We start from the raw sequence: 14,715 nt of genomic DNA on the forward strand, positions 1-14,715 counted from the left end.
GCTACCCGCTCCAGCATATGTCCGAAGGGTTTGCGCCTGATTTGGCTCCGGAAACCAGTGGGCGCCGCGGCAAGTCTAAGCCTGGCCTATTCGCATCTGCTTCTTGAGAAGGAACCGGGTGAAATTCTCGAAGTTGCGCGGCGCCACCTGTTCGGGGAGGTGGGCCAGCACGTCTCCGGATCGGGCGTCGTCCTGGAAACGCTCCACCCACTCTTCGGTATGCGTGTCCCGCTGCAACCGCAAATTCGTCTTGAACTCGCAGTCGGGCATCTCAACCGACAATTGCCGGGCAACCGATGCGACGTAGGGACGGGGATCATCCAGCAGATCTTCGTAGAAGAAATGGTCGTGGGGCAAATCGGCGAGGCGCAAGTAGGCCTCCCAGAAGGCATAGCTCTGCTCAATCAGGAAATAGGCCCGGCAGATACCGGCGAAGTCGTATTGCGGAACCAGATCCGCGCGGTCCATCGTGCTTCTCCAACCGCCAGACGCCTTTGCCCGGCAGTAGGAAATCGCCTGACGAAGGCGGTCGCGCCGTTCCAGCAGGATCAAACCCATGGTATGGCGCCGGACACATTCGGCAAGGAAGTCGGCTCCATGTTTCGCCTGCGACCAGTGAAGGTGGCGTGGAAACAGTTTTACGGCGAACCTGCCATTCGCGGTCCCGCCGCGATCGATGACGGCAGACAGGAGTTCATCGAAGGATTTCGGCTTGAAACCCAGATTGGCCGTGTCGAGCCATTCGGCTGAGTTGCCTAACAATCCGGTGCTGTTTGCGAGGCTGCCAAGCCATTCTGAGCCGCTACGGGCCTCGGTCAGTATCGCCACACCTTTCATGCGTGCCGGTTGCCCCCTGCCTGTAAGCGTATGGCCGGCATTGCGGGATACGGTTCTGCGCCTCGATGGCTCCTCGGCATGGTCACCTCCGTCTAACAACAGGCCAATTAGTAGTCTCTAATATGATTCCGTCAATTCGATCTTCGGCTAAGCAGTCTTAGGCTAAACAGGCCGGCCAATTCCGTCGCTGGGTGCGACGCACAGGTCTGGCCCCTGCATACGTCCCCAATCAACAAGGCACCCGGCCACCGCAGCGGTGGCCGGCCTTCAACTCGCGGTCCGTTACAGCCAGATGCCGACCCAGACGCGCTCACGCCAGCAGCGGACACGGCGACGGCCATGGCGCCAATAACGACGGCAGACCCTTCTCCAGACGCGACGTCGTCCGCCATGGCGATGGTGGCGGCGATACCATCGGCGATGGGATATCTGCTCCACCTCGACCTGGTCGTCGTCTTCGAAGACAGCCGGATCAGGCTTGTCCAGTTCATCGAGAATACCGTTGCCCTGGGGAATACCGTTGCCTTGGGGAATACCGGCAACCGCGCGGCCGGGTCCGGCTACGCTTGCAAACGCAACTGCCCCCGCAACGCCAAGCATTCCAGTGAGAAATAACCGACGTTCCATCAAAAACCTCCCGACTTGTTGACTACCGGCGCCTCGTTCCCTCGCCCAAAACGGGCTCCAGCGAGCATGCCGACTGGACTGAACGCGCGAGCTCGATTCGCGTTCCATCATCCCACTTCGCGCAGGATAAAATCGTGCAGCATCTTGGCGGCCGGCGACAGCACGCGATTCCTGACCGTGATCAGGCTGTAGGGCCTGACCTCGATGTCGAACTCGGTCTGGACGACGTCGATGGCGCCGGCGAGTCCGTCGGGATTCTGGATGAATTTCGCGACCTGTATCGAGACCGGGGCGATGGCGTCGGACTGCGCGACCATGACCAGCGTCAAGAGCAGCGAGCTGGTGTTGAGGATGCGGTCCGGAAGCGCGATGTTGCGGTTGAGGAAATTGCTCTCCATCGCCTGGCGCAAGGGCGAACCGCCCGATTGAAAGACCCAGTCATAGGCGGCGGTATCTTCCAGCCGCACCACGCTGCCCCTGGTGAGCGGGTGGCCGCGGCGCACGATCAGGCAGGCTTTCTCGACGCCGATGACACGGGATTCGAACAGCCGTGGGTTCAGGTCGTCAGGAATGCGCGCAATGATGAAATCATGGCGCGTGGCAATAAGTTCGCGCGCCAGCACATTCGAGGTCTCGACCTGCATGGTGATCTCGATGCGCGGATAGATGCGGCGAATTTCGCGAATCGCCGGCACCGCCAGTTCGATCGCCGGCGCCGTCACGGCACCCAGGAACACCGAGCCGCCCTTGCCCGCCTTGAGCTCGGAGATCTCGCGATCGACCTCGCGCATCTCCAGCAGGATCGAGCGCGCACGCCTCGCCAGCGCCTTGCCGTAGGGCGTCAGCGTGACGCCACGCGGCAGCCTTTCGCACAGCTTGACCTCCAGCACCGCCTCCATCTCGGCGATCATGCGCGAAGCCGCCGGTTGCGAGATGTTCATGACCTGGGCAGCCGCGCTCACCCGACCGTGATCGTCCAAGGCCACGATCATGCGCATGTGACGCAGGCTGAGACCGCTGCGCAGCAGGGTCTCGCCGTCACCGGGCAGCTCGTTGTAACCCTCTGAAATTCCACCGGGATTGCGCAATGTCGCCACGAATGCCCCTAACTCGCCAATATCGTGTTCCTGGATCCAACATATATCAGTCCCGGTATAGCAACCATCAAAGATCGCATTTGACAGTTATGGCAAAGAGCCACACCCTTCGCGCGTTCCGAGACGTGACAGTCGCCGACGATGAAATCGTATCGATTGAAATCAGCGGTTCGGGACCATGGGAGGATACCGGAGATCGATATGACGGCAGCAGTGCCTTGGCGCTTCTGCACGATTGCGCGGCCCGCGACCCCCGGGGTGCCGCGTCCATCAAACAGGGAGAGTTATGTGAAAATCATCAAGACACTGGCCGCAGTCGCGGCGCTTGGCATCGCTGCCATGACCTATTCGGCACACGCGGCCGACAAGGGTCTTGTCGGCGTGCTGATGCCGACCAAGACTTCGCAGCGCTGGATCAATGACGGCGATGCCGTCAAGTCCCAGCTCGAGGCTCTTGGCTACACCGTTGACCTGCAGTACGCGCAGGACGACATCCCCAACCAGCTCAGCCAGCTGGAAAACGAAATCACCAAGGGCCCGAAGGCGCTGATCATCGCCTCGATCGACGGCACCACGCTTTCGGATGCGCTGCAGAAGGCCGCTGACGCGGGCGTCGTCGTGGTCGCCTATGACCGCCTGATCAAGAAGACCGCCAATGTCGACTATTACACCACCTTCGACAATTTCGGCGTCGGGGTGATCCAGGCGAATTCGCTGGTCAAGGGCCTCAAGGAACGCTTCCCGAACACCAAGCCGTGGAACGTCGAACTGTTCGGCGGCTCGCCCGACGACAACAACGCCTTCTTCTTCTACAACGGCGCGATTTCCGTCCTGCAGCCGCTGATCGACGACGGCTCGATCAAGATCAAGTCCGGCCAGATGGGCATGGACAAGGTCGGCACGCTGCGTTGGCTGGCAGCCACCGCCCAGGCGCGCATGGACAACCTCCTGTCGGCCAACTATTCGGACGGCAGCCGCGTCGATGGCGTTCTGTCGCCCTATGACGGCCTGTCGCGCGGCATCACCGCCTCGCTGCGCGCCGTTGGTTACGGCACCGACGCACAGCCCTGGCCGATCGTGACCGGCCAGGACGCCGAGACCGCCTCGGTCAAGCTGATCATCACGGGCGAACAGTACTCGACCGTGTTCAAGGACACCCGCGACCTGGCCAAGGCCACTGTCGGTCTGGTCGACAAGGTGCTCTCGGGCGGCAAGCCTGACGGCCTCGACACCAAGACCTACAACAACGACGTCAAGGTCGTTCCCTCGATCCTGTTGACGCCGCACGAAGTCGACAAGTCGAACTACCAGAAGCTGGTCGTCGACTCCGGCTACATCAAGGCCGAAGACCTGAAGTAATTTCGGTTGCAAAGCCAGGGGTCCTGCGCAACGCAGGGCCCCTTTTCGTTCACCAGCGACCCCGGTATTGTTGCGGACCTCGCAGGAGAATTATTGCCCATGACCTCGACGATTTTGGAGATGCGCGACATCACCAAGACGTTCCCCGGCGTGAAGGCGCTGTCGAACGTCAACCTCAGCGTCGAGGAAGGCGAGATCCACGCCGTGGTCGGAGAGAACGGCGCCGGCAAGTCGACGCTGATGAAGGTCCTGTCGGGCGTCTATCCCGCAGGCACGTATGATGGCCAGATCATCTTCCAGGGCCAGGAATGCCAGTTCAAAGGCATCCATGACAGCGAACACAAGGGCATCGTCATCATCCACCAGGAGCTTGCGCTGGTACCGATGCTGTCGATCACTGAAAATATCTTCCTCGGCAACGAACACGCCTGCTACGGCGTGATCGACTGGGATGCCAACGAGGCGCGCACCGGCGCGCTGTTGAAGAAGGTGGGCCTCAAGGAGGACCCCAAGACACTGATCACCAATATCGGCGTCGGCAAGCAGCAGCTGGTCGAAATCGCCAAGGCGCTGAGCAAGGACGTCAAGCTTTTGATCCTCGATGAGCCGACCGCGTCGCTCAGCGAAAAAGACAGCCAGGCGCTGCTCGATCTTCTGCTCGAATTCAAGCGGCAAGGCATGACCTCGATCCTGATTTCGCACAAGCTCAACGAGATCAACCGGGTCGCCGACAAGGTAACGGTCATCCGTGACGGACGCACCATCGAGACGCTGGCCAAGAAGGATATCAGCGAAGATCGTATCATCACCTCGATGGTCGGCCGTTCGCTCGATGACCGCTATCCGCCGCGCGAGCCCAAGATCGGCGAGGTCGTGTTCGAGGTGAAGAACTGGTCGGTCTATCACCCGCTCCACGCCGAACGGCAGGTGATCAAGGGCATCGACATCAATGTGCGCAAGGGCGAGGTGGTCGGCATTGCCGGGCTGATGGGCGCCGGGCGCACCGAATTCGCGATGAGCCTTTTCGGCCGCTCCTATGGCCGCCGCATCACCGGCGAGGTGCTGCTCAAGGGCAAGCCGGTCGATGTCTCGTCGGTAAGCAAGGCGGTCCAACACGGCATTGCCTACGTCACCGAGGACCGCAAGACCTACGGTCTCAACCTCATCGACCATATCAAGCACAACATAACGCTTGCCAATCTCGGCGGCGTGTCGCGCCACAGCGTCATTGACGACATGCGCGAACTCGCCGTTGCCAACGACTATCGCAAGAAGACCAATATCCGTGCGTCCAGTGTCTATCAGTTGACCGGCAATCTTTCCGGTGGCAACCAGCAGAAGGTGGTGCTGTCGAAATGGCTGTTCGCCGACCCTGACGTGCTGATCCTCGACGAACCGACGCGCGGCATCGACGTCGGTGCCAAATACGAAATCTACACGATCATCGCGCGGCTTGCCTCGGAAGGTAAGGCGATCGTGGTCATCTCGTCGGAAATGCCGGAATTGCTCGGGATTACCGACCGCATCTACGTCATGAACGAAGGACGCATCGTGGGCGAAATGCCCGCGGCGGACGCGAGCCAGGAAAAAATAATGCGCGCCATCGTCCGGGGAGAAGGAAAAGCAGCATGAGCACCGATAGCGCCCCCGCCCCACAGGGCAACATCGCCGAAGAACAGCGTCCACGCATCGCCGTGTCGGCGCTGGCGACGAACCTGCGCGAATACGGCCTGATTATCGCGCTGATCGTCATCATGCTGTTCTTCCAGTTCACCACCTCGGGAACGCTGTTCAAGCCGGTCAACCTCAGCAACCTGGTGCAGCAGAACTCGTTCATCATCGTGATGGCGCTGGGCATGCTGCTGGTCATCGTATCGGGCTATATCGACCTCAGCGTCGGGTCGGTCGCCGGTTTCATCGGCGCGCTGGCGGCAAACATGATGGTTATCTGGCAGCTCGGGCCGCTCAGCAATCCGCTGGTGGTTTCGATCATCTGCCTGATCGTGGGCGGCCTGATCGGCGCGGCGCAAGGCTATTGGATCGCCTATCACCGGATACCGAGCTTCATCGTCACGCTGGCCGGCATGCTGATCTTCCGCGGCATCTGCCAGGCGCTGCTCGGCGGCGGCTCTTCGGTCGGCCCGCTTCCGGACGACTTCAAAATGCTCAGCTCCGGCTTTATCCCTGACGTGATCGGCCCGCTGACGCTTGTCCCGCCGGTAGTGAACGCGGCCGGCAAGACCATCCTGGGCAGCGGCGTGACCCTGCACATGACGACGGTCGTGCTCGGCCTGATCGCCGTGCTGGCCTATGCCTATTTCGGGGTAAGGACGCGGCGCAAGCGCGAACGTCATGGCTACGAGGCCGAGCCCTTCCCGCTGTTCATCGTCAAGACGCTGGTCGCCAGCGCGCTGGCGCTGTTCCTGGTCTATGAGTTCGCCAGCTACCGGGGCCTGCCGGTGGTGCTGCTCGTCATGGGCGTGCTGATCACGCTGTTCGTCTTCGTCACCAAGCGCATGACCATTGGCCGCCGTATCTACGCGATGGGCGGCAATCCCAAGGCGGCGCAACTGTCGGGCATCAACACCGAGCGGCTGACTTTGCTGGTGTTCATCAATATGGGCGTGCTGTCGGCGCTCGGCGGCCTGATCATCGCGGCCCGCCTCGGCCAGGCCGTGCCGGCGGCAGGCCTGGGCAGCGAACTCGACGTCATCGCCGCCGTCTTCATCGGCGGCGCCTCGGCGATGGGGGGCGTCGGCCAGGTCATCGGCGCCGTGGTCGGCGGCTTCATCATGGGCGTGATGAACAACGGCATGTCGATCATGGGCGTCAATGTCGACTGGCAGCAGGTGGTCAAAGGTCTGGTGCTGCTCGGCGCCGTGATCTTCGACGTCTACAACAAGAACAAGGCCTGACAGGAGCAATTCCAGGAAAAGTGCGTCGCGGTTTTCCCACAGGAATTGCGTAGGGACAAAAAAATACCGGGAGCGGGTCGAACCGCTCCAGCAAGGGCAACGAGGAAGGCATACGGGTCACATCGCGGCGCTGTCGGCAACCCGCCGGCATGAAGAAGTTCCCTCAAGGAACCAGGCCCCGCGAGCGCAATCCGAACGGAGAATTTCACCCGTGGCACGGACGACGTTCCGGCCGCGCTTGGGAAGGTTTGCCGCACCGGCAGCCATGCCAAGGCACATGAGAGAGGATTGATCATGCTGATCTCGCAGATTCTCGACGACGCCGAGACCATCCGTGTCGTTGCCCGCAGCGGCGGCAAGACCCGGATCATCAACGGGGCGCGCAGCGTCTATTCGCTGGCGATGGAGGCTGCCCGCACCGGCACCGGCCTCGTCGCGCTGATCGAGCGCAAGGGACTTGGCGAGACGGTCGATCTCGACGCCGCCTACAAGAAGGGGCGGCTCCTGTCGCCGATCAATCACCCCGATCCGGCGCACCTGCATCTGACCGGCACCGGGCTGACGCATCTCGGTTCGGCCGCGACGCGCGATTCCATGCACAAGAAGCTCAGCACCGACGGCGAGGAGCAGCTCACCGATTCCATGAAGATGTTCCGGATGGGCCTGGAAGGCGGCAAGCCCGCGAAAGGCCAGACCGGCGTGCAGCCGGAATGGTTCTACAAGGGCAACGGCACGATGGCCGTGGCGCCGGGTGCCGCGCTGCTGTCACCGGCCTTCGCCAAAGACGCCGGCGAGGAACCCGAGGTGGCCGGCATCTATGTCATCGGTGACGACGGTGCCCCGTTCCGCGTCGGCTTCACGCTGTCGAACGAGTTTTCCGACCACGTGACCGAGCGCGTCAACTATCTCTTCCTCGCCCATTCCAAGCTGCGCAACGCCTCCTTCGGACCCGAGATCCTGATCGGCGACCTGCCATCGGACATCCGCGGCATGTCGCGTATCGTGCGCGACGGCAAGACGCTGTGGGAAAAGCCGTTCCTGTCGGGCGAAGCGAACATGTCGCACACCATCGGCAATCTCGAACATCACCACTTCAAATACTCGGCCTTCCGTCAGCCCGGCGACGTGCATGTGCACATGTTCGGCACGGCGACGCTGTCCTTCGCCGACGGCATCAAGACCGAAGCCGGCGACGTATTCGAGATCGAGGCCGGGGATTTCGGCCTGCCGCTACGCAACCCGCTCGAGATTGAGCAGCCGATGAAGGTGGCGGTCAGGGCTTTGTGATGGAGTGATCTCCCCCCTTGTGGGGGAGATGGCCGGCAGGCCAGAGGGGGGCGCTGTCCCGCCAGCGTCTCAATCGAAACAATTCTGTCTTCAGGCTATTCCCGGCATCTTGAAGAAAGGCCGCGATCCTTCGCGCCCCCCTCTGCCCTGCCGGGCATCTCCCCCACGAGGGGGGAGATTGGCAGCCTCAATCCCTCAATAGATATCGAAGTCGAANTCTGCCCTGCCGGGCATCTCCCCCACGAGGGGGGAGATTGGCAGCCTCAATCCCTCAATAGATATCGAAGTCGAAATATTTGGCCTGGATCTTCTTGTAGGTGCCGTCGGCGACGATGGCGTCGATGGCCGCGTTGAGCTTGTCGCGCAGTGCGGTGTCTTCGAGGCGCACGGCGATGCCGGCTTGCGTCTCCGTACCCTTGACGTCTCCAATCATCTTGCAGCAGCCGTCGCTCGCCTTCTTCATCCAGTCCATCAGCACGAACTTGTCCGAGATCACAGCGTCAAGCCGGCCGTTCTGCAGGTCGGTGATCGCTTCCTCCTGGGTCGGGTAGAGCTTTGCCTCCGCGCCTGCCTTGCCATAGACATCCTGGTCATAGGTGGCCTGCGTGGTCGCAGCCTGGGCGCCGACCGTCTTGCCGGCAAGTGCCGCAGGTTCGGTGGAGGCGATGTCGCTGTCCTTCAAGGCGACCAGGGCGAGCGGCGTCGTATAATATTTGTTGGTGAAGGCGACCTGCTTCTTGCGCTCTTCGGTGATGCTCATCGAGGCGATGATGGCGTCGAACTTCTTGGCCTGCAGGGCGGGGATGATGCCATCCCAGTCCTGGGTGACGATTTCGCACTCGACCTTCATCTGCGCGCACAGCGCATTGGCGATGTCGATATCGAAGCCGACAACCTTGCCGTCAGAGGTGATGGTGTTAAACGGCGGATAGGCGCCCTCGGTGCCGATTTTCAATTTCTCGGCAGCCTGCGCCGACAGAGAGCCGGCCGCCATCGCCAACATGGCAGCGCCTGCCGCCGATAGGATCCATTTTGAAATCTGCATTTTCTTGTTCCCCTTGAGCGCCGCATCCCGGCGACCGACAAGCCAGCCAAGCATGATGTGCCAGCGCAGGCAAGTATTTTACCTGGTGGTAATCGGAGCTCAGCGCGCGGCGCGGAAATGCTTGGACAGCTTCAGGCCCTGCGCCTGGTAGTTGGAGCCGAGGTCGGTGCCGTAAAGCGCCTGCGGCCGCTTCAGCATGTGCTCGTAGACCAGCCGGCCGACGATCTGGCCATGGTCGAGGATGAACGGCACTTCGTGGCTGCGCACTTCGAGCACCGCCCGGCTGCCGGTGCCGCCGGACGCCGAATGGCCGAAGCCCGGATCGAAGAAGCCAGCATAGTGAACACGGAATTCACCGACGAGCGGATCGAAGGGCGTCATCTCGGCTGCATAGAGCGGCGGCACATGCACGGCTTCCTGGCTGACGAGGATGTAGAACTCGTCGGGATCGAGCACCAGTTCGCCGGCGCCGCTCTTGTGGATCGGCTCCCAGAAATCTACGACATCCTGCGCGGCGCGCTTGTCGACGTCGACGAGACCGGTGTGATGCTTGCCTCGATAGCCGACCAGCCCATCACTGTCGCCGTTGAGGTCGATCGACAGAGCGATGCCGCCGCCGGAAATGTTCGGCGGTTCGGTGGCGACCAGCATCTCGGCACGGTGCAGTTCATGCAATTCGGCTTCCGAGAGCAGTGCATTGCCGGTGCGAAAGCGGATCTGCGACAGGCGCGAACCGGTGCGCGCGACGATCGGGAAGGTGCGCGGGCTGACTTCCAGATAGAGCGGACCGTTGTAGCCGGCGGCGATCTTGTCGAACTCGTGGCCGCGGTCGGTCATCACACGGGTGAAGATATCGAGCCGGCCGGTCGAGCTCTTCGGGTTGGCCGAGGCCGAAATCTCCGCCGGCAGCGCCAGGCTTTCGAGCAGCGGCACGATGTAGACGCAGCCGGTTTCCAGCACAGCGCCTTCGGCAAGATTGATCTCGTGCAGCTTCAGGCGATCGAGCTTTTCCGAAACCGTGTGGTTGGGGCCCGGCAGGAAGGAAGCCCGCACCCGCCAGGCCGTGTCGCCGAGCCTGAGATCGAGGCTCGCCGGCTGGATTTGGTCGGCACCGAGCGCGCGCGGCGACTTCAGCGCGCCGGACTGGAACAGCGCCGCAATGTCCTGATCGGGAAGAATGCCTGTCTGCCGCAAGGCTGCGCTCCTGGCCGACGATTTTCTTGTCGCACAAACCTCTTAATGAAGCCAGCAATTGACGCAAGCGTGGGACGGGTCTAAAGGGTCGTTATCCCGTGGTGATTTGGCCGGTCGGCTTGCAGCCACGTTAAACAAGTCGCTAAAGGACCGTTGGCCGCAAGGCCGTATGGACCGGTTGCGACTTTCGCGGCCGGTTTTTTTGTGTCTGGAACAAAGCAATGAGCAACAAGAAGCGCGACTGGAAGCCACAGACAGCCCTCGTCCACGGCGGAACCTTGCGTTCCCAATTCGGCGAGACGTCGGAAGCAATGTACCTCACCCAGGGCTATGTCTACGAGACGGCGCAGGCGGCGGAGGCCCGTTTCAAGGGCGAGGAACCAGGCTTCATCTATTCGCGCTACGCCAATCCCACGGTCGACATGTTCGAAAAGCGCATGTGCGCGCTGGAGGGTGCCGAGGATGCGCGCGCCACGGCGTCGGGCATGGCGGCGGTGACGGCGGCACTCTTGTGCAGCGTCAAGGCCGGCGACCATATCGTGGCGGCGCGCGCGCTGTTCGGCTCCTGCCGCTGGGTGGTCGAGACGCTGGCGCCGCGATATGGCATCGAAGCGACGCTGGTCGACGGCACCGACATCGCCAACTGGGAAAGAGCGGTCAAGCCCAATACCAAGCTGTTCTTCCTGGAAAGCCCGACCAACCCGACGCTGGAAGTGGTCGACATATCAGCCGTCGCATCGCTGGCCAATTCAATCGGTGCGCGGCTCGTCGTCGACAATGTCTTCGCCACGCCGCTGCAGCAGAAGCCGCTGCAGCTCGGCGCCCACATTGTCGTCTATTCGGCCACCAAGCACATTGACGGCCAGGGCCGTTGCCTGGGCGGCGTTATCCTGTCGGACAAGAAGTGGATCGACGAGAACCTGCACGACTATTTCCGCCACACGGGGCCCAGCCTGTCGCCGTTCAATGCCTGGACGCTGCTGAAGGGACTGGAGACGCTGCCGGTGCGCGTGCGCCAGCAGACGGAAAGCGCCGGCAGGATCGCCGATTTCCTGGCCGAGCAGCCACAGATCGCCCGCGTCATCTATCCCGGCCGTGCCGACCACCCGCAGGCTGATATCGTCAAGAAGCAGATGTCGGGCGGTTCGACGCTGATCTGCCTCGACGTCAAGGGTGGCAAGCAGGCGGCCTTCGCCTTGCAGAATGCGCTGGACATCGTTCTGATCTCGAACAATCTCGGCGATGCCAAGAGCCTGATCACCCATCCAGCGACGACGACGCATAAGAATTTGAGCGAGGAGGCGCGCGCCGAACTCGGCATCGGGCCAGGTACGCTCAGGCTGTCGGTCGGCCTGGAGGATACCGACGACCTTCTGGAAGACATCGCGCAGGCGTTGAGGGCGGCCAAATAGAGAGACAGCCAAGCAGGTCCGTCGAGCAGGCGCGATCAGGCGCTTGACGGCGTCTCCTCCAGTTCGGCCGCCTTGGTGCGGATGATCATCGCATTGCCGCGCCAGTCGACGGCGCCGCCGAGCCAGCCGCGCGTCCACATCGCCGGCAGGATCAGGTCGCGCACCATGATCGCCGCGACCATGCGCGGCGACAGGTACCAGCCCTTGGACCAGGCCAGGGCGCATTCCGGAAGATAGAAGGCCGCCAACACGGTAAGCGCGGTTGCCCAGAGGCTGAAGCCGGCGCCTGCCGCCGCGACCAGCGCAAGCGCCAGCGGCACCACAGCACCAGTGAGGATTTCGGGCGCGAAGAACAGCGGGAAGGTGACACGGCGCAGGCGCGCCCAGCGGGCCTGGCGCGACCAGATCTCGCCAAGCGTGCGCCGGCCGAGCGGCTGCTCGAAGGGCGAAGCGACGAGATTGACGCGCAGGCCGAGGCCGTTCACCAGCTTGGTCGCGGCGGCGTCCTCGGCGATCTCGGCGGCCAGCGCGCGAATGCCGCCGCTGGCATCCAGCATCGGCTTGTTCCACAGCATGCTCTTGCCCTGGGCGAAGCCAAGGCCGAGCGCCTCGCCGGCATATTGCCAGCGGGCCTGCAGCGTGTTGAGGAAGGCACATTCGACCTCGGCCCAAAAACCGTCGGGACGCGAGCCGATCGGCGTCGAGCAGACAAGGCCGGTATCGGCTCGCCACGCCGCCATCAAATGCTGGATGTAATCCCTGGGCATCAGCACGTTGGAGTCTGCAAGAACGACCCAGTTGTGGCGCGCCGCTTCCCAGCCCTTGACGCAGTTGTTGAGTTTGGGATTGGCGCTGACGCGGTCGTCGCCGATCAACAGCCGGGCCGGCACTTTGGGAAACCGGGCAATTGCCCTGTTTATCAGTTTGACGACCGGATCGTCGGCATGGGCGACGCAGAAGATCAGTTCGTAGCGCGGCCAGTCGAGCGAGAAGGCGCGTTCCAGTGTCTCGTGCGTGAACGGCTCGACACCACGCGATGGTATGACAATCGACACCGGCTGCGATTTGCCGTCGGGCGGGGCGACCGTGGTTCGCCGCTTCAGCTGCGAAGCGGCAAGCGAAATGCTGGCGGCATTTGAGAGAATGAGAGCAGTCGAAAGCGAGGCGGCTATGAGAGTGAGTTCCATCGAGATCTGGTCACTCCAGAAAAGACGGCCGGCTTTGTGGCCGTTTTCAACAGTTCGACAGAGCGTCGAGTCGCCCGCTTGGCGCACACCACCATTGTCCTGTGTCACTTAAATGACATTCTTTGCCGGCACCTGCCTTTCAAGGCCGGGCGCGACAAGACGCGCATGTTGACCTGCCCGCCGGGAGCGCCGAAATTACCGGATCAGTTTGGAGCCGTTTATGTATAGCGCCGTCACGCGCAACATCGAAGTGCAGGTCAGGCCGTTCTACCTCGAGGACCGCTCGGATCCTTCGGAGAACCGCTATGTCTGGGGCTATCAGATAACGATCGACAACCAGTCGGACGAGTTCGTGCAGCTTCTGTCGCGTTATTGGCATATCACCGACGGCACCGGCCGGATCGAGGAAGTGAGTGGGCCGGGCGTCGTCGGCGACCAGCCTGAACTCAATCCCGGCGACAGCTATCAGTATACGTCCGGCTGCCCGCTCTCGACCCCGTCAGGGATCATGGTCGGCCGCTACACGATGCGCAACAAGCGCGGCGAGACCTTCGACATCGCCATTCCGGCATTTTCACTCGACCTGCCAGGAACGCGGCGGACGGTGAATTAGCGGCTTTCTCCCCGTTCCATGGAGAGAAAGCCGGTTCCTTCATTGCGCCGCGAATTCCGCCGGGTCGAAGTCATATTGCTTCGAGCAGAACTCGCAGGCGACGTGGATGCCGCCATCCTCGGTGCTGTCCTTGATCTCCTGCGCGGAGAAGCCCTCGAGGATGCCGCGGATCTTGTCGCGCGAGCATGAGCACTGGTCGGCGACGGGAACGCCGCCGAAGACGCGCACGCCGTGCTCATGGAACAGGCGATAGAGCAGCCGTTCGGCGCCGATCGTCGGATCGATGAGTTCGGTCGGCTCGATGGTGCCGAGCAGCGCCAGCAACTCCTGCCAGGAATTGTCGGCCGGATCATGGATCTCCTCGCGCGGATCGCCATCGCCGCCGGGCAGGTCCGGAACGCGCATGCGCTCGGGCGATTGCGGCAGGAACTGCGCCAGGATGCCGCCGGCACGCCATTGCTCGCGCGCGCCGCCAGGGCCGGGCGTCAACAGCTTGGCCACCGACAGCCTGATATCGGTCGGGATCTGTTCCGACTGGCGGAAATAGGTGCGCGCGGCGTCTTCCAGCGTTTCGCCGTCGAGCTGAACGATGCCCTGATAGCGCTGCGTGTGGGCGCCCTGGTCGATGGTCAGCGCCAGAACGCCGCTGCCGAGCAGCGTCTGCTGCGATGTCTCGCCGACCGCGACCAAAGCCTCGAGCCGATCGGCGTCGAAGCGCGCATAGGCGCGCAGGGCAGAGGGCGTGGAGAAGTCCGCCACCAGCATGTCGACCGGCCCGTCGGTGCGGGTCTGCAGGATGAACTTGCCCTCGAACTTGAGCGAAGTGCCGAGCAGCACCGTCAGCACACAGGCTTCCGCGAGCAGGCGGGCGACCGGCTCGGGATAATCGTGGCGGCTCAGGATGGCGTCGAGCATCGGCCCGAGCTGGACCGTGCGGCCACGCACGTCGAGCGGGCCGACCTCGAAGGGCACGACGTGATCGTCGCCGGCGTAGCCGAACTCGCCGAGTTTGGGGTGGTGTTCAGTCACTTGATACGTTTCCAACATGACAAAGCTCCGGGGCGCGGCCATGCCGTCCTCTCGGGAGCATGCGTCCAAACGCGCTTGATTTGCGTGATGCGGCGCAGATAGGCATCGCGCCC

13 protein-coding genes and 1 riboswitch are annotated in these 14,715 nt (G+C 62.6%); of the genes, 7 read left to right on the top strand and 6 right to left on the bottom strand.

What is annotated here, in order from left to right; translation table 11 throughout:
* Nucleotides 1–75: 75 nt before the first annotated feature.
* Nucleotides 76–837: a Stf0 family sulfotransferase gene (locus X743_RS143205; protein ID WP_023768346.1), complete on the bottom strand. Its 762-nt coding sequence runs from the start codon at nucleotides 835–837 to the stop codon at nucleotides 76–78.
* 339 nt (nucleotides 838–1,176) lie between these two features.
* Here X743_RS143205 and X743_RS1000000172410 point away from each other — a divergent pair, with 339 nt between their 5' ends.
* The gene (locus X743_RS1000000172410; protein WP_156934524.1) at nucleotides 1,177–1,452 is read left to right on the top strand and encodes a hypothetical protein; all 276 of its coding nucleotides are present in this window, start codon (nucleotides 1,177–1,179) and stop codon (nucleotides 1,450–1,452) included.
* Between the two features lie 119 nt (nucleotides 1,453–1,571).
* On the opposite strand, the gene X743_RS143195 is transcribed toward X743_RS1000000172410, so the two are convergent.
* The gene (locus X743_RS143195) at nucleotides 1,572–2,561 is read right to left on the bottom strand and encodes a LysR family transcriptional regulator (RefSeq protein ID WP_023768348.1); all 990 of its coding nucleotides are present in this window, start codon (nucleotides 2,559–2,561) and stop codon (nucleotides 1,572–1,574) included.
* A gap of 288 nt (nucleotides 2,562–2,849) precedes the next feature.
* Here X743_RS143195 and chvE point away from each other — a divergent pair, with 288 nt between their 5' ends.
* From chvE to araD1, 4 genes are all read left to right on the top strand, one after another.
* Nucleotides 2,850–3,920, top strand: coding sequence for a multiple monosaccharide ABC transporter substrate-binding protein (gene chvE, locus X743_RS143190; protein ID WP_023768349.1), 1,071 nt, complete (start codon nucleotides 2,850–2,852; stop codon nucleotides 3,918–3,920).
* A 99-nt stretch (nucleotides 3,921–4,019) separates the two neighbouring features.
* Nucleotides 4,020–5,552, top strand: coding sequence for a multiple monosaccharide ABC transporter ATP-binding protein (mmsA, locus tag X743_RS143185; protein ID WP_023768350.1), 1,533 nt, complete (start codon nucleotides 4,020–4,022; stop codon nucleotides 5,550–5,552).
* Nucleotides 5,549–6,835, top strand: a complete 1,287-nt coding sequence (mmsB, locus tag X743_RS143180; protein ID WP_023768351.1) for a multiple monosaccharide ABC transporter permease — start codon at nucleotides 5,549–5,551, stop codon at nucleotides 6,833–6,835. Before mmsA ends, mmsB begins: the two co-directional genes overlap by 4 nt.
* A gap of 294 nt (nucleotides 6,836–7,129) precedes the next feature.
* Nucleotides 7,130–8,122 carry an AraD1 family protein gene (gene araD1, locus X743_RS143175; RefSeq protein WP_023768352.1) on the top strand — a complete coding sequence of 331 codons (993 nt, stop codon included), beginning with the start codon at nucleotides 7,130–7,132 and terminating at the stop codon, nucleotides 8,120–8,122.
* 271 nt (nucleotides 8,123–8,393) lie between these two features.
* On the opposite strand, the gene X743_RS143170 is transcribed toward araD1, so the two are convergent.
* On the bottom strand, nucleotides 8,394–9,167 hold the full coding sequence (locus tag X743_RS143170) for an ABC transporter substrate-binding protein (RefSeq protein ID WP_023768353.1): 774 nt from the start codon (nucleotides 9,165–9,167) through the stop codon (nucleotides 8,394–8,396).
* A 99-nt stretch (nucleotides 9,168–9,266) separates the two neighbouring features.
* Complete coding sequence (locus X743_RS143165) at nucleotides 9,267–10,361, bottom strand: 2'-deoxycytidine 5'-triphosphate deaminase (protein ID WP_023768354.1); 1,095 nt, start codon at nucleotides 10,359–10,361, stop codon at nucleotides 9,267–9,269.
* Nucleotides 10,362–10,449: 88 nt separating this feature from the next.
* Nucleotides 10,450–10,527, top strand: a riboswitch (SAM riboswitch).
* 55 nt (nucleotides 10,528–10,582) lie between these two features.
* Between X743_RS143165 and X743_RS143160 the strand changes: the two genes are divergently transcribed.
* Nucleotides 10,583–11,773: an O-succinylhomoserine sulfhydrylase gene (locus tag X743_RS143160; protein WP_023768355.1), complete on the top strand. Its 1,191-nt coding sequence runs from the start codon at nucleotides 10,583–10,585 to the stop codon at nucleotides 11,771–11,773.
* Nucleotides 11,774–11,808: 35 nt separating this feature from the next.
* Here the strand turns inward: X743_RS143160 and X743_RS143155 are convergent, their stop codons facing one another.
* On the bottom strand, nucleotides 11,809–12,960 hold the full coding sequence (locus X743_RS143155; RefSeq protein WP_023768356.1) for a ceramide glucosyltransferase: 1,152 nt from the start codon (nucleotides 12,958–12,960) through the stop codon (nucleotides 11,809–11,811).
* Between the two features lie 220 nt (nucleotides 12,961–13,180).
* Between X743_RS143155 and apaG the strand changes: the two genes are divergently transcribed.
* Nucleotides 13,181–13,573, top strand: a complete 393-nt coding sequence (apaG, locus tag X743_RS143150) for a Co2+/Mg2+ efflux protein ApaG (protein WP_023768357.1) — start codon at nucleotides 13,181–13,183, stop codon at nucleotides 13,571–13,573.
* 39 nt (nucleotides 13,574–13,612) lie between these two features.
* Here apaG and X743_RS143145 read toward each other — a convergent pair whose 3' ends face one another.
* Nucleotides 13,613–14,644, bottom strand: a complete 1,032-nt coding sequence (locus X743_RS143145) for an Hsp33 family molecular chaperone (RefSeq protein ID WP_013897268.1) — start codon at nucleotides 14,642–14,644, stop codon at nucleotides 13,613–13,615.
* Between the last annotated feature and the right edge of the window lie 71 nt (nucleotides 14,645–14,715).

This window comes from Mesorhizobium sp. LNHC232B00, from assembly GCF_000502435.1.
Taxonomy (GTDB): Bacteria; Pseudomonadota; Alphaproteobacteria; order Rhizobiales; family Rhizobiaceae; genus Mesorhizobium; species Mesorhizobium opportunistum.

Coding starts and splice junctions, on each gene's coding strand:
- X743_RS143205 (WP_023768346.1), bottom strand. CDS start 837: ATGAAAGGTGTGGCGATACTGACCGAGGCCCGTAGCGGCTCAGAATGG.
- X743_RS1000000172410 (WP_156934524.1), top strand. CDS start 1,177: ATGGCGCCAATAACGACGGCAGACCCTTCTCCAGACGCGACGTCGTCC.
- mmsA (WP_023768350.1), top strand. CDS start 4,020: ATGACCTCGACGATTTTGGAGATGCGCGACATCACCAAGACGTTCCCC.
- mmsB (WP_023768351.1), top strand. CDS start 5,549: ATGAGCACCGATAGCGCCCCCGCCCCACAGGGCAACATCGCCGAAGAA.
- araD1 (WP_023768352.1), top strand. CDS start 7,130: ATGCTGATCTCGCAGATTCTCGACGACGCCGAGACCATCCGTGTCGTT.
- X743_RS143170 (WP_023768353.1), bottom strand. CDS start 9,167: ATGCAGATTTCAAAATGGATCCTATCGGCGGCAGGCGCTGCCATGTTG.
- X743_RS143160 (WP_023768355.1), top strand. CDS start 10,583: ATGAGCAACAAGAAGCGCGACTGGAAGCCACAGACAGCCCTCGTCCAC.
- X743_RS143155 (WP_023768356.1), bottom strand. CDS start 12,960: ATGGAACTCACTCTCATAGCCGCCTCGCTTTCGACTGCTCTCATTCTC.
- apaG (WP_023768357.1), top strand. CDS start 13,181: ATGTATAGCGCCGTCACGCGCAACATCGAAGTGCAGGTCAGGCCGTTC.
- X743_RS143145 (WP_013897268.1), bottom strand. CDS start 14,644: ATGGCCGCGCCCCGGAGCTTTGTCATGTTGGAAACGTATCAAGTGACT.